The sequence below is a fragment of the Ureibacillus sinduriensis BLB-1 = JCM 15800 genome, from assembly GCF_000772955.1.
GTDB lineage: Bacteria > Bacillota > Bacilli > Bacillales_A > Planococcaceae > Ureibacillus > Ureibacillus sinduriensis.
In genome coordinates this window covers 391,994-407,522 of sequence record NZ_JPVO01000055.1, presented here as the reverse complement: position 1 = coordinate 407,522, position 15,529 = coordinate 391,994, and the positions used below count along the sequence as shown (strand labels likewise).

General features: G+C 40.6%; 12 protein-coding genes. 1 reads left to right on the top strand and 11 read right to left on the bottom strand.

Annotated elements, in window-relative coordinates; translation table 11 throughout:
* Nucleotides 1–142: 142 nt before the first annotated feature.
* The 3 genes from mutL to cotE all read right to left on the bottom strand — a co-directional run bounded on the left by mutL (nt 143) and on the right by cotE (nt 5,651).
* A complete protein-coding gene (gene mutL / locus CD33_RS17835) occupies nt 143–2,047 on the bottom strand; it encodes a DNA mismatch repair endonuclease MutL (RefSeq protein ID WP_036203324.1) in 1,905 nt (634 codons plus the stop codon).
* Between the two features lie 90 nt (nt 2,048–2,137).
* Nucleotides 2,138–4,750 (bottom strand): DNA mismatch repair protein MutS, encoded by a 2,613-nt coding sequence (mutS, locus tag CD33_RS17830; RefSeq protein ID WP_036204140.1) that lies wholly within the window; start codon nt 4,748–4,750, stop codon nt 2,138–2,140.
* 289 nt (nt 4,751–5,039) lie between these two features.
* The gene (gene cotE, locus CD33_RS17825; protein WP_036203321.1) at nt 5,040–5,651 is read right to left on the bottom strand and encodes an outer spore coat protein CotE; all 612 of its coding nucleotides are present in this window, start codon (nt 5,649–5,651) and stop codon (nt 5,040–5,042) included.
* 359 nt (nt 5,652–6,010) lie between these two features.
* Between cotE and CD33_RS17820 the strand changes: the two genes are divergently transcribed.
* Entirely contained in the window at nt 6,011–6,562 is a 552-nt protein-coding gene (locus CD33_RS17820) for a hypothetical protein (protein ID WP_052130325.1), read from the top strand.
* A 145-nt stretch (nt 6,563–6,707) separates the two neighbouring features.
* Here CD33_RS17820 and CD33_RS17815 read toward each other — a convergent pair whose 3' ends face one another.
* The 8 genes from CD33_RS17815 to CD33_RS17780 form a co-directional block, all read right to left on the bottom strand.
* Complete coding sequence (locus CD33_RS17815; protein ID WP_036203312.1) at nt 6,708–8,021, bottom strand: M14 family zinc carboxypeptidase; 1,314 nt, start codon at nt 8,019–8,021, stop codon at nt 6,708–6,710.
* Between the two features lie 94 nt (nt 8,022–8,115).
* On the bottom strand, nt 8,116–9,147 hold the full coding sequence (locus CD33_RS17810) for a M14 family zinc carboxypeptidase (protein ID WP_036203309.1): 1,032 nt from the start codon (nt 9,145–9,147) through the stop codon (nt 8,116–8,118).
* A 281-nt stretch (nt 9,148–9,428) separates the two neighbouring features.
* Nucleotides 9,429–9,866 (bottom strand): YlbF/YmcA family competence regulator, encoded by a 438-nt coding sequence (locus CD33_RS17805; protein ID WP_036203306.1) that lies wholly within the window; start codon nt 9,864–9,866, stop codon nt 9,429–9,431.
* Complete coding sequence (miaB, locus tag CD33_RS17800; protein ID WP_036203303.1) at nt 9,866–11,413, bottom strand: tRNA (N6-isopentenyl adenosine(37)-C2)-methylthiotransferase MiaB; 1,548 nt, start codon at nt 11,411–11,413, stop codon at nt 9,866–9,868. Before miaB ends, CD33_RS17805 begins: the two co-directional genes overlap by 1 nt.
* A 179-nt stretch (nt 11,414–11,592) precedes the next feature.
* Nucleotides 11,593–11,949 carry a hypothetical protein gene (locus tag CD33_RS17795; RefSeq protein WP_036203300.1) on the bottom strand — a complete coding sequence of 119 codons (357 nt, stop codon included), beginning with the start codon at nt 11,947–11,949 and terminating at the stop codon, nt 11,593–11,595.
* Nucleotides 11,950–12,068: 119 nt separating this feature from the next.
* Complete coding sequence (locus tag CD33_RS19610) at nt 12,069–13,043, bottom strand: nuclease-related domain-containing protein (RefSeq protein ID WP_052130324.1); 975 nt, start codon at nt 13,041–13,043, stop codon at nt 12,069–12,071.
* Between the two features lie 123 nt (nt 13,044–13,166).
* Nucleotides 13,167–13,796: a pyroglutamyl-peptidase I gene (gene pcp, locus CD33_RS17785; RefSeq protein ID WP_036203297.1), complete on the bottom strand. Its 630-nt coding sequence runs from the start codon at nt 13,794–13,796 to the stop codon at nt 13,167–13,169.
* 156 nt (nt 13,797–13,952) lie between these two features.
* Nucleotides 13,953–15,503, bottom strand: a complete 1,551-nt coding sequence (locus CD33_RS17780) for a methyl-accepting chemotaxis protein (protein WP_036204135.1) — start codon at nt 15,501–15,503, stop codon at nt 13,953–13,955.
* Nucleotides 15,504–15,529: the final 26 nt, after the last annotated feature.

Genomic DNA, 15,529 nt, shown 5'->3' with positions numbered 1-15,529 from the left:
ATGCAATACCCCTTTACTATTTAATTTAGGTGAAACCTACGTTTGTTTTACTGAACATGCCAAAATTTCGCACATTAGTCCGCTGTTTAGAATTCTTCTTTCCTACCCAAAGATAAATGTCCCTATTAGAATTAACTTTCACCTACATAACCCGTTTAAACATTTTCTCCACTTCATACGTAGAAAAGTGGACCATAACCGGTCTGCCGTGTGGGCATGTGAATGGATTGTCGGCTTTTCGCAAGTCGTCTAGCAATACGACCATTTGCTCCTTTGTTAAATAATAATTGGCTTTGATGGATTTTTTACAACTCATCATGATGGCAGCTTCTTCCCTGAGCTTTTTCACGTCAGCTCTTCGCGTTTTTAATACTTGCTCGATTAGTTCTTCAATCAGCTCCTGCTCAAATCCTTTCGGAAACCAGGTCGGGTGTTCGCGTACTACAAAAGAAGATTGGCCGAAGTCCTCCAGAAACACGCCAACTTCCTCCAAAGCATGAACATTTTCCTTCAGTACCAACGCTTCATCGGCTGAGTAGTGGAAAGTTAACGGCAACAGGAGCGATTGCCGTTCATTTGCATTCACTTCACCTACTTTTTCACGGAAATATTCATATTTAATCCGTTCTTGAGCCGCGTGCTGGTCGATCAGGTAAAATCCATCCTCCATTTGGGCAACTATATACGTTCCATGAATTTGCCCAACGATTTCGAGTTGTGGGAACGGCTCCTTTTTCTCGGGCTCTTTTTTCTCAAGCCCTTGCTCCTCGAAAACCGGCTCAACCAAGTCTTCCGGCGTTTCTACCCTCAAAGGATTGCCCCATTCCATGTCCAAAACTGTTAGCATTTCTTCCATCCGTTCAACTTCCGGCTGCGAAGAACCACCTCCTATTAGAGTAGTGGCAGCCGGCTCTTTCACTATGGAATTTTCCGATGACAATTTTTCTACTATCGCAGTCATTTTATTTTCATCAAAGTTTGGGGTATATGGCTTCCAAATATTCATTTGTTCACTTGGAACGCGTACCGGCTTCTCTTTTTTTTCTGCAACCGGTACATGAATCGCGGAACGTATTGCTTGATTAATGGCATTCTGAACGAGCGGCAATAACTCCTGCTCTTTGCTCAAACGAATTTGCAATTTTGCTGGATGCACATTGACATCCGTCAAATAAGGGTCACCCTCAATGTATAGCACAGCGATTGGATACCTCTCAATCGGCAAATACGTATGATAGGCGTCTACAATCGCTTTTTGCACCAAGTAATGCTTCACCCAACGCCCATTAACAAAAATGGAGATGTAATTTTTGTTCGCCCGCGTCACCTCAGGTAAGCTTACAAAACCATGCACTTTGTAGTCATTTGATTCCGCACTGAATGGAATCATTTTTTTTGCATTTTGCATCCCATAGATCGCCGCAATCACTTGTTGAACATTCCCCCGGCCATTTGTTTGAAGGAGCGCCCCCCCATTATGTACGAGTTTGAAGGCAATTTCAGGGTATGCAAGCGCCAGTCGGTTCATATAATCAATCGAGTGCCCCAACTCCGTTTGAATCGTTTTTAAATATTTTAACCGTGCAGGTGTATTGTAAAACAACTGGGCGATTGTAATGTCCGTCCCTCTTCGGAAGGCGGTCGGTTTCTTCTCAATCAAGTGCCCACCATCCATTTGAATCTCAAGCCCATTGTGTTCCCCATCCGAAGTTTTCAATGTCACCTTCGAAACTGAGGCAATGGATGCCAAAGCTTCACCACGGAATCCGAGCGTACGGATCCGGAAAAGGTCCGGTTCTTTTGAAATTTTGGAAGTGGCATGCCTAGAGAAGGATTTGAGCGCATCTTCCTCATCCATTCCACTCCCATTATCTGTTACTTGAATGGAGGTTAACCCTGCTTCTTCGAGAAAAACTTCAATTGACGTACTTCCTGCATCAATGGCGTTTTCAACGAGCTCTTTCACGACGGACGAAGGGCGTTCGACCACTTCCCCCGCAGCTATTTTGTTGGATAACCATTCATCCATAATCTGAATTTTTCCCATGCCAAAGAACCTCCTTTATTATATTTTTTATTGACTATAATTACGTCTCGGATGGGAATCTATCCTCCGAGTTTTCTATGTTTAAAGATTTTACTTTTTACTTAGCAAAGCTTGCTGCAACTCGTACAGAACGTTGATTGCTTGGATTGGGGCTGTACCCATGATGTTCATTTTCTCCAGTCGTTCCAGCACTTCCACTTCGATCTCCGACAATTTCTTGTCACTATCAGCAGGAGGAATGATGGCTTCTTCTTCAAACAGTGATAATTGAAGCTCATCATCCGTTGCCGCTTCGTTTATCACGCTAGCTGCAACACTAGATGCCCCCAGATCTTTCGCTTCGAACTGTTCCAACAACACTCTCGCTCGGTTGATAATCTCTTCGGGCATTTCTGCCAGGCTTGCTACGTGAACTCCGTAACTTTTATCTGCGGCACCTTGCCGTACTTTGTGCAAGAATACGACTTTGCCGTCCTTTTCCGTCGCGCTGACATGTACATTTTGCAGACGCGCCAGTTGTTGTTCCAACGCCGTTAACTCATGGTAGTGGGTGGAAAATAGCGTGTTGGCACCTATTTTATCATGGATATATTCCATCATGGACTGGGCCAAAGCCATGCCGTCATAAGTAGATGTCCCACGGCCGATTTCATCGAATAACAATAAACTTTTTTCAGTGGCATTTGTAATGGCATTTTGGGATTCCAGCATTTCGACCATGAATGTTGACTGGCCAGCAACTAAATCGTCTGCCGCACCAATTCGGGTAAAGATTTGGTCGGTAATTGGAAGCACGGCTTCATCAGCCGGCACATAGCAGCCCATTTGCGCCAAAACAACAATCAAGGCTACCTGACGCATATATGTACTTTTCCCGGACATATTCGGCCCAGTAATCAGCATCATATTTTTTTCATTCGGCAGCACACAATCGTTCGGTACATACATTTGCTTATTCAACATTTTTTCAACGACCGGATGTCGCCCACCCACAATTTTTAATGCTCGGCTTTCGTGGAAGGAAGGTTTCACAAATCGGTATTTTTCAGAGACAACTGCGAAACTGATATATACATCCAGTTCACTGATTTCAGCAGCCAAAGCCTGAACACGTGGAATAAACACTTTTAACTGATCGCGTAATTGAACGAAAAGATCATACTCCAAGGCCAAGCTTTGTTCCTCCGCATTTAGTATAATGGCTTCTTTTTCCTTTAACTCTTCCGTAATATACCGCTCTGCGTTAGCAAGCGTTTGTTTTCTTTCATAGCGTGATAAATCTGCATTGGCAATATTTGATTTCGTTATTTCGATATAATAGCCAAAAATTCGATTATAGCCGATTTTCAAGTTTTTGATGCCTGTTAGTTCACGCTCTTTTTGCTCTAATTGGGCGATCCAGTCCTTCCCGTTTCGGGAGGCAAAACGCAACTCATCCAATTTGTCATTATACCCTTCACGAATGACATCCCCCTCTTTAATGGCAATTGGCGGATTATCTGTGATGGCTTTTGATAGAAACGCTTCAATATCCCCACACTCATCCAGTTTTTCACCTAAACGAGCAAGAGTGGGCTTCCCCGCATTCATTAGCTGTTGCTTAATGGAGGGTACTTGGCGAAGCGATTCCCGAAGTTGCGCCAAATCACGCCCACCCACATTGCCAAAGGCGACACGACCTGCTAAACGCTCTAAATCATAAACATTTTTCAGTAATTCCTTGAGCTCATTCCGAACAAAAAACTCATCCAATAAATCCGTCACGATGGAAAGGCGATTTTCGATTGCCGACCGCGTTGCCAAGGGCTGATGAAGCCATTGTTTTAGTTTACGTCCTCCCATTGCCGTGACCGTTTCATCAAGCAGCCATAACAAAGTTCCCTTTTGGTCGCCCCCGCGGATCGATTCCAGCAGTTCTAAATTGCGCTTCGAGTTTGTATCAATTCTAAGCAATTGTTTTGTTTCGGTATATGTAAATGGTTGAATATGCGATAAATTGCGCATTTGTGTGCGTTCGACATAGCGCAGTAGGCTTTTGGCCACTCCTTTTAATTCTCCAGGTAACTTCGAAATATATTTGGCTGATGGTTCTTCGGCCATTTCTTCCTGTTCAAGGGATAGAACAATACCCAAGCTGCTGGCTTGTTCGGCCAGTAAAAGTTGCAGCTGTTCAGTAACTACAAGCTCCCGAATTGAGAAGGTCAACAGTTGTTGAAGCAGCCCCTTTGTACCTCCTTCAACAACTGTCGTAGCCGCTTCCCCGGTGGAAACGTCCAAATAGGCAAGTGCGAAAGAGTTATTGGATAATTCCTCTGCGCACGCAATGAAATGGTTGGACTTACCATCAATTGTCTTACCTTCCATAATTGTTCCTGGAGTGATTAGTTGCACGACTTCCCGTCTTACAACTCCTTTTGCTTGCTTGGGGCTTTCTGTTTGCTCGCATATTGCCACTTTATGCCCCTTTGAAACAAGGGTTTCAATGTATCCTTTAGCGGAATGAAAAGGGACACCGCACATCGGGATACGCTCTTTCGTTCCCGCATCACGCCCAGTTAGGGTAATTTCCAATATTTGTGATGCTTTGATGGCATCTTCAAAAAACATTTCATAAAAATCCCCTAATCTATAAAAAAGAAATGCATCTTCATAATCGGACTTAATAGATAAATATTGTTGCATCATTGGTGTATATGTTGTCATTTTCATGGTACCTCTCTAAACTGATCTATATTTCTCAGGGAGAAAAAACGTTATGTAACAATTTGGCGACGCCTGGTTTTTCCCGTAATTTATATTCTTATTTAGTATAACAAAAATATAGGGATACACGTGTCTTTCGCGCATCAAATTTACATTGGAATACAATGGGATTTTTAGAGAACAGGGGTTTCGCCAACTTTAGCGAAAACCACTGTTTTCCCCAAAACAAACAATAAAGAAGAGCGCCTTTATGTTCTACTCTTTTCTGGTAGATGGCGCTCTCACTTTATTAACGAAATGATGATGAGTCTTCGATAAATTTAAATCCGCTGCTTGAAGATGACGAGGATGAAGATGATGAAGATGAACTAGAGCTTGACGATGATGAGCTTGAACTAGAACTTGATGATGATTCATCTTCTTCCTCTTCATACTTCCAGTCTTCCTCGTAGTCTACTTCGTGAACAGAAACAACCACTTTCGTTTCGCCAATGATTTCAACGACAAATTCACGCTCGATGACTACATTGAAGCAGTCCCCGTTTTGGTTGATTACCGCTTCAATACAATTTGGTTGTTGGATGACGCGTACATGACAGTCGTTCGATTCAATGACATCTTGATCGCGGTAGTGAAGCTTTATGCGATCTTTGTAACTAATTGTCTCTGAGTGTACGGCTGTTTTAGTATTATTATTGTACGCATACCATACGTTTACATCGAACTTCCCAGTTATTTCTACATATTTCCCTACTTTTTTTGCATTGTAGTGATGGTTAATCACCCAACACCCCAAAATACTCGTTGGCGTAGATGAAGGGCGAATCACTTCACTCGCTTCAACTCTTTTCTTACCTTTAGCGACAACCGCTTTTGTCACTATTTGACGCAAACGTTTCAACGCTTTTTCCTCCTTTAACATCTAGTCGAACTATACTATGCGGCATGTGCCTAATTGGTGAAATGTCACGGATTCGTTTTTCGAAGATTTTACAAATTGTTTTCCATTCAAATTTTCAGGGCAAAAGTGATATCGTGACACTTCTTAGCTCTCCAGTCAAATTTTGCTGCTAATCAAAACTCGCACCCTTGAAAAAGAAAACAAAAGCGTAAATGTAACTTAAGATTCGAATCATTTGCTGCTGACAATTTATAGTATTAAGGGTGGGCGAATAGTGTGACTAAAAAAAAATAACGGGTATTGCCTTTGATTCTCCCAGTCATAATAGGTTTATAAAAATTAAAAGAAGGAGCTTTGCCATGATAAAAATAAGAACTTTTAGCACTTCACTCGTTTTATGTTTTGCACTGGCAGCTTGCAACGGGGCTGATAACGATAGTAAGGAAAAGGAAGTGACTGAACCTGCACCTGCCCAAGAAGAGACCGGCACAATCGATACACCGAGTGAGGAAACGACTATTGAGGATAATGATGCAGCCCCTGATAATTGGGCTGAAAAAATCTACGAAATTTCATCTAATGGAGAAAATGCAGCCGGCAAGTTTTCCGAGCTTGAACAATACTTGCTAGAATATGAGGTGTCCGAAGAAGAAGTGGACCAATTTAAAATCGATATAGTAGACGACTATAAATCCGGAACTTACTTGAATGAATTAGACAACCATGACCGTATGTTAACCAACATTTTCAAGTCCTATTTTGTCGAAAAAAATAGTGAAGGAGCCTTGAAAGAATTCGCTTTCGACTATTTTCAAAACCTGAAATATGCTTACCGGGGGGTTGATACCCCTGATAGCGAGGCTGTGAAATCAAACGAGCAACAAATGAACGAGATGCTTCCTGAAATTTAATTAGACTATTTTTATGTACCTATCAAGTCCTTTTGGATGGCTTCTTAGTAAAATTAGAGAGGGTGACCCGGACTTGCTGATCACCCTCCTACTATCCTGGCTGTTAGTCCGTTTTTTAAAAACAGCCTTCGCAACACTCAAAAAATTAAAAATCCCTCGTAGTGGGGTCACTTATTGAGTTTGATGCTTCCGGAATCTCATCATATATAGTTGTATCTACATCGTAAACGGAGCGATCAGCTAGTCCTTTGAATACTGCCATTAGTGGCTGGGTGACCGTTTCCTTCAACATGCCTGACTGTTTTTGACCAAGCGTTTGGCTTTGCCCTTTAATTTCGATTAGCATGATTGACGCATCATTAAGGGCGAATGCACCTAGAGCTGTACCCGGCAAGTTAACATCAGGGTACTTTTGAACGGCGCCGAAATGAGAGTTCCCTTTTTGTAATGTGAGAGCTGATAGGGCATTCACTTGTTTTGCCAGCGTCAACACCTCCTCATCCACTTCGTACTGTTGACCTGTGAATGGATCTGTGTAAGGATCTGCAACTGCTGCTGCAAATTGAACGGGTACTGAGCGATTATCCACATCGGATACTGTATTGAAACCGCGATGATGCACGTCGACATAGACATCTGGTCTGAACTCTTTAAATACGCTAGTTACCGTGCGGGCTTCAGCAGTTACATAGAAACCTCCGAATCTACTGTTGTTTGTAGCTCTGGAATTCAAGAATGATGCCACTTCATTTAAATCTTGATTTTCCACTCTGAAATCTAGATTCGGATTGTAATCCCTGTTTTGGTCATAGCCTGGTATGCCGTATACTACACGACCATCATTATTTTGAGCTCTTTCACTCCCATCGCTATTGTAGTACCAAGGGGCCACAGTGTCCGTCGGCAATCCAATATTTTCAGGAAGCCAAGTCTGATGTGTATAGCGTGTAGGATACCAAGTACCCTCATATAGATTATCAGCGCCTTCCGGGTTAATTCTCGGCATAATCCAGATTGATACATTATCCAAGATTTCTTCGACTTCCTTCCCATTCGAGGAAAGCTTTTGAATAATATCCATTGCCGTCTCTGCGCCAATTTGTTCATTTCCATGAATCTGTGCAGTAATCAAGATTCGTTTTTTATTCGGATTACTGTCCCCGAACTTCACTAAATAGATTGGTTCACCTTTCTCGGTTTCAGTTTGATATCCATCCGGCGAAAGGTTGGAGTATCCGGCTATTTCAAGCTTCATTTTGCCATTTGCAGATGCCTCCAATTGTTGAAGCTTCTTACTTAATTCAGCGTTAGACATATAGCTTGATAGTGAGATATTTTGGTTGTCTTCAATGTAAGGCCCGTTCGGGTTTGATTGCGGAGCAGCATAGACAGCTGTAGAAACTCCTAAAGTTAAGGCAAGTGTGGCTGGTAAAATTATATTGGCAAATTTCTTGTTCATAAAACCCCTCCGAATTCCGTTTATTTAGAGAAACGAAGTATAATACCTGAGAATGTACAGGATTATATTCCGTCCCCTGTTTTTACTCCTTTACTTAACGTTGTGTTTGAGTCGCCAACGTATCCCAAAAGCTTGTATCCGCTGATTCAATTGAGCCATCGGCAATTGCACGAACCGTCGCATCGAGTGTAGTAACGGTTTGTTTAATTAGATATCCATTACTTTTTTGCCCAATTACCCGCGAAGGATCTTCATGGTCGGACATACCACGCATTTCGAATAATAGTGTGGCAATATCATACTGAACTGCTGCACCGTTGCGGCCTATATTTTCTCCACTTCCTCCATTATATTTTCCAATATGGCCCCACCCAGTAGAATCCACTGCATTAAAAACAACAGCACCAAGCTTTTTAGATTTCTCCAGAACTTCCGGTTTTACATTTTCATTTGTTGGATAAAGCATAGAACCAGAAACAAGTTTTCCATCCCGTTCGTACTCAGTTCCCTGATGATGTAAATCGATCATGTAATCAATATCGTATTTTTGAAGTACATTTTGGTGCAAGGCTTGCGTTTCAGGCTGGATTTTATCGACATGGTCACGATTCAGATCCGTCCCGACTGCATTATAGCGTGTTAGATGACGCCCACCATCTGCTACATAATCCTCTAGAGAAAAATCGACATCCCCCATGGCCCCATCCGCATTAAGCATTGGCAGAACTAGAATATTCACATTTTCAAGTACTCCTTTTGTTTTATTCGTACCAAGATGTTTGATGAATTCTAGAGCACCTTCAGTTGTTAATTGTTCATTTCCATGCTGCTGGGTTAGAAAGAGCACTGTTGGATTACTTGGATTCGTTATATATTTCGCCAAATAAATTTCCCTATTTTTCACCGTATGCCCGATAACTTCCAATTCCATCGCATCTTGTTTAGCATCTTGTTTTTTCAGGAATTGAACCATTTCTTCATACGTATAAAGATTGGAAGTTTGTATCGATTCGTTTCCTCCGTATCCTGGTCCATTACCTACCGCAAAGGCAGGTGACGCAATAGGTGCAAGTACTCCAAGTGACAAGACTCCCGTTACAGATAATGCGATAATTTTCTTCTTCATTTGACCCCTCCATTTATTCGGAATATTAAAACAATTCACACTTTAAGGATATATATCAAGCTCCCTATTGTATATAGAGGGAAACTATCATTTATCTACCTTATTAGTTAGTCAAATCATCATATTTTTTCGTGATTAGTCTAGATATAATTATATAAATAGTGATTCTTTCGGTATGAGATTGTACGCGGAATTTGAGGAATTTTACTAGAGACGCCAGTTCAAGTTTCTCAATTAAAAATACCCTCTACTAGGATAGTAGAGGGTTGTAAAACTTTTGATTATGAGCAGCTTCCTGGTTGGCTGTTGCGTACTTTCGAACCTGTTTCGCCTTTAAGAATGTCGCCGCCAGTCGATTCGATGATTTCATCCGTCACATTATTAGCGATCGCATTAGATACTAATTGCAATAAGTTGTTAACGTCCATTTGGGATTGTTTGAACTCTTGCACAATTGGTGTTGCATCGATTTCTTCTTCGATTTTTGTAATCTTTTCTTCGATTAATTTTAATGCTTTTTCTTTACCTAAGTGTTGGAAATTAACCGCTTGCTTTTGTAGTGTTTTAAGACTCGCAATTTTTTCACGGATATGTTGATTTTCATTGATTTGCTCTTCAGCTTTTTTGAAAAATTCAACTTCTTCCGTGTTGGCAATCATATGTGCAATTTCTTTTGCTTTTTCTACGATTTCATCTTTTGTATAAACTTTTGTTGTCATTATACTTCCACCCCATGTCGATGCACGACCTCTACGAACTCACCGCGTAGTGAGTAAGATTTCGCCTCGAGAATTTTTACTTTCACCAGATGACCCACTAACTCTTTCGGGCCATCAAAATTGACCAATTTATTTTTTCTTGTGTAACCAGCTAATACGTCATCACGTTTTTTACTGCTGCCTTCAACTAGCACTTCCACTACTTGACCTTCGAATTGCTTTAAAGCTGCTGCTGAAAACTCTTCAACTACTGCATTAAGCCGATGCAAGCGTTCCTTCTTCACTTCTTGGGGAACATTGTCGTTCATTTTCGCTGCCGGTGTTCCTTCACGAGGAGAATAAATATAAGTGAAGGCCATTTCAAATCCAACTTCTCGGTACAAATCGATTGTTTCTTGGAATTGTTCTTCTGTTTCATTCGGATAGCCGACAATGATGTCAGTTGTCAATGCTACATCCGGAATCGCTACTTTAATTTTGCGGACCAATTCCAGGAAGTGCTCGCGTGTATATTTACGTGCCATGATTTTCAGGATGTCATTCGAACCCGATTGAACAGGTAAATGAATGTGCTCCACCAGGTTGCCACCTTTTGCTAGTACTTCGATTAAATGATCATCGAAATCGCGCGGGTGACTTGTCGTGAAGCGGATACGCGGAATATCGATTTTACGCAACTCGTCCATTAAATCGCCAAGTCGATATTCGATATCCCCGAAGTCCTTCCCGTAAGCATTCACATTTTGACCCAACAGCATAATTTCTTGATAGCCTTGTGCTGCCAACTCACGAACTTCTTGTATAATCTCATCAGGACGACGACTTCGTTCTTTCCCACGAGTGTAGGGAACGATACAGTATGTACAGAATTTATCGCAACCGTACATGATGTTCACCCAAGCTTTGATGGCACCGTTTCGTTGCTTCGGAAGGTTTTCGATCACATCTCCTTCTTTGGACCAAACCTCAATTACCATTTCCTTGGACATGTAAGCTTCTTTTAAAATGTGTGGCAATCGGTGAATATTATGAGTACCGAATACCATGTCCACATGTTGATATGTTGTTAAAATTTTATTTACAACCGACTCTTCCTGTGACATACAGCCACAAACACCGATCAATAATTCAGGGTTTTGACGTTTATATTTTAATAGGTAGCCAAGCTCACCAAAAACTTTATTTTCAGCATTTTCACGGATAGCACATGTGTTCAACAGTACAACATCCGCTTCTTCAATCCGGTCGGTTGGTTCATACCCAAGCTGCATGAAAATCCCGGCCATCACTTCCGAGTCATGCTCGTTCATTTGACATCCGTATGTACGAATGAAAAATTTACGACCGTTGCCCATTGCCAAGAACTCTTCATCAATATTGAAATCTTTATGGTACTTTACTTCCTCTTTCCCACGCTTCTTCGCATCTTTCAAGGAAGGTGCCGTAATCACACGTTCGAAATATTGGCTATAATCCTTTTCCGGCTTGGCATTTGTTGGTTTTGGTTGGTTCACTTGCTGACTCGCTAGTCGTTGTTCCTCATTCATTGAATCCAGAAACTCCTTTCAAGATTGGTTTCGTACATTCGAACCCCATTTAAATATTATAGCGAATAATAGGTAGAAAGAACAACAACGTGCGTTAAAATTATAAAATATTTTAGGAATCGGGGGAATAACGGATAAAATCCGATGAATTTGCTAAGTGAAAGGTAAGTGACGAAAGATTAGTTGGACACAATAAATTCCAGGTATTGTTCGGGATCACTCTCTTTTAAGATCGCCAAGAACGTAAAACAAAGCTGGACCACCGACTGCCAATTCATTTGATAACGCTCCTCAAACTTATATTTGGGCAATCGCAATACTTCCTTGAAGATGGTTTGCGCATCAAGTTCTTTTAATTCCATGTATTTAAGGAATGCTAAAAATAATTTATGATCGTGCACAGCAAGCGATTTTTCCTCTACGAGCTGATCAATCTCCTGCACATGCCTCAGCGAATTTGCCTTCCGGAACATTTTGTCCAGTTTCTCATTTTGCTTGCGCTGCTTTATTGAAATAAAATCTATGATCTTGTTCAAATTGATCCCTACTTTTCTTTTAGGAGAATGATTTTTTTTAAAATCCCGACTGTTTATTTAATTTTCCCGACATTCTGTAATGTAATTCCTACACTTTGATCCAGAATCCCGACAAAATTCTAAAAATTCCTGACACTCCATTGATTTTTGTTCCAAACGTCACTAGGAATCAAGTATCTTCTACTTTTCGTCTTCCCTTCATAGTAAAATCCCAATCTTTTTAAGATTTTATTTACCAATCCTTCATTGTCTATAAAAAAGAACTCTCTAAAAGCTCGGTTTGTAATCCACTCATCAAATAACACTCTATAATCATGCAACCCTTGGAAGAGGGGTTCTTTAGATTGAATCCCGCAAATACATAAAAATCTTCCATGGTTATACTCCATCCTATTTCCACATGAACAAATCGCACCTTTACACAAAGGGGGAACTTCAAAATTAGGCACATAAATACTGGGTTTATGTATGCTCCGGAAGTAGTTTGTTAGTTGCTCATAGTGTAGTTGCGGGAGTGCGAAATCGCTATACTTTAATAATAGCTTTTTTACCTCACTAGGCAAACCAATTGCATGGAAAATCGGAGTTTCATTTGGTACGTGCCCAATGATGGTGGAGCTTTCGGCAATGATAACTGCCTTGTGAACGGGAAGCGTGTATCCGAAACGACCTATAATTCTTTCAATTAACTCAGCATGGCGCTGCACTTGATCCAGAGGACTGTGGAAACTCTCCACTTCTCCATTGCCCTTTTTTCTCAGCAGCTGATGCTTGTTCTTTTCATACCAAATGAATCCGGAAATATTTTTAATTTCGAGGATGAATATAAAGTGGGGGCATATAAATAAGGTATCGATTTGATGTGGATTACCAACTTCGTTTTTAGTTTCAAAACTATGTATGAGAAGAGCGTTATTCGGCACGGTGATTTCCTTCCACATTCGGTCTACCTTGATTTCCCCTCGATAGCCGATTTCCGCCCGTCGCAACAATGAAGCGATAAACTCGTACTTCGGGTGACGCTCATCCGTCCTACGTTTCAATGCATCCAAAACCATAATTTTAGAAGATAAAGTTCGGTCAATAATAAACAAAAGCACACCTCATTTCCAAAATTTTTAATAGATTGGAGTAAAAAAATCATAGGTTGGCTTTATGGACTGAATTTTACAAGTTTAAATCGTGGGGGTTCACGAATTGCTGCATCTTTTCTTGAATCAGTTTTGTAGATTTGAATCTCTGACAAAGTTTACTGTTTCTTCTATACATAATTGCACACCATCAATGAGGTCGCGTACATTCCAACCTGGGATTTTTCCGTGCAAAATTGCTAACTCGAAAGATGCGGGAATGTGAATAAAACCGGCTAACACGTTCCGTTGCTGTTTTGCAAATGCCAAACCTTCGTACATAATATTGTTGCATAAATACGTGCCTGCTGAGTTGGAAATTTCCGCCGGATAACCTTCCTTATTCAATCTTTCGACCATTTTTCGAATAGGCAAGTTTGTTAAATAGGCATCTACACCGTTTTCATCGATTTTTTCATCGATAGGTGCATGCCCATGATTATCCGGTTCACCATCTTTCATATTGATGGCTATCCGTTCAGGCGTAATTTTGTATCGCCCGCCAGCCAATCCTAGAGAAATAATAATATCAGGCTCCACTTCATTTATATAGTTCTCCAGTTGGTTCGAAGCTTCTTGAAAATCCACTGACATAATACGGCTGCATATCTCGTAACCTCCCATTATTTTTCCATTTAGTGCATCTACAACTTGCATCGTAGGATTTATTTTATAATTGAGGAATGGTTCGAAACCTGTGAGTAATATTTTCTTCATAATATCTCCTCCTTTATTTGTTTGCACTAACTTTTGAAGTATCATCGCTTCCTTACTAAAAGTTAACAAAAAAAACTATTAATCTCAACTTCTTTCTGAAAATTAATAGTTTTCTGTTATTTTAATAAGTATCTTCACTTAATAGAGTTGCATTCTTTACACTGTAAATCTTTTTATTGCAGTCGTAAGCGATCGGATATTTCGGGAAATCTTCTGGATTTCGCCGTGTATTTCTTTAGTGGCCTCCAGTTGGTCGACTGTCGAAGCTGAGACTTGCTCAATCATTTTGGCATTTTCTTTCGAAACTTCACTCAGTTCCAAGGAGTTATCCGCCACCTCTTTCGTATTTTCCTTAATGACACTAATTGTTGATGCCACCTCACCGATATGAGGTCCGATTTCATTAACTGCAGATACAATTTGTTGAAACTTGGATGCAGTTTGATTCGTTGTATCAATTCCTGTTTGTACCGATTGAAGAGCACTGCTCATGAATCGAACAGATTGTATGGAATCTCCTTGAATTTTCTTGATAATTCCCTCGATCAATTTTGTTGAATTTACCGATTGTTCCGAGAGCTTCCGTACTTCCCCTGCCACTACACTGAACCCTTTCCCATACTCGCCAGCACGAGCAGCTTCAATAGCAGCATTCAAAGCCAGTAAGTTTGTTTGTTCAGCAATCGAATTGATTATTTGAATGACTTGCTCAATCTCCTTCGAATGCTTCACCAAAAGTTGCATCATGTCATTCGATTTCTTCACAGCATCTTCAATCTCTTGCATTTGCTCTATATTAAATATTACATATTCCACGCCGGCGTTTGCTTCTTTTACGGTGCGCGTAATATTTTGTTCAATAAAATCGATGCGCTCGGCAATGACGACAACACCATTTGCAATTTCTTGCAATGCAGTTGTATTCAAATCCAATTGTGCTGTGGACTTTGTTGTAGCACTTGTTAAGTCGTATGCATCCTGTGAGATGTGGATGGATGCCTTCGTTGTTTTTTCGGATGCCGACTGTAGCTGATCATTTGCCTCAAGAACGGAAGCAGCACTTCGCTGAACAGTTTTCAACAACTCTTTCACTTCAGATGCCATTTGGTTATAACTTAACATGACTTCACCGAGTTCATCCTTTGAATCGTACTTTGCGGTTTGCGTAAAATCCCCCTGCTGCGCTTGCTTCAGTAACTTTTTCAATTGGCGGGTTGGCAAATTTACGGAACGTGTTGCCCCAATACTTAAATAGATAATAATAATGCTCATCACAACTGAAACACCTATCAGCAATTTGTACCCAAACGAAATGTCTTGTTGATGGGAACCTAATTGTTTTTCTGCCCGCGAAGTGACATACTCTTTAATTTCACGAGATAGAAGTAAAATATCGCTCTTATTTCCACCTTCTAATTTGTCACTTAACTCATTTATGTAAAATTTCATTTTTGAATCAAACTGATAATTTTTCAGCTCGTCCTGGTATTTCTCTCCTTGATCTACATCACTTGATTGTATAGCCGATTCCATTTCAGCAATGACACTAATTGCCAAAAGTTTTTCATTATACATTTGTTCAGTATTACGTTCCATTTTCCGTAAATAATCGATGCTAAATATTGCAAAAATACAATTAGAAATTATACAAACAATCATTAATACAATTAATCGGTCTTTCACCTGTATATAGCGTTTCAAACGCACACTCAAGCATCTCCCCTACGCTGTAG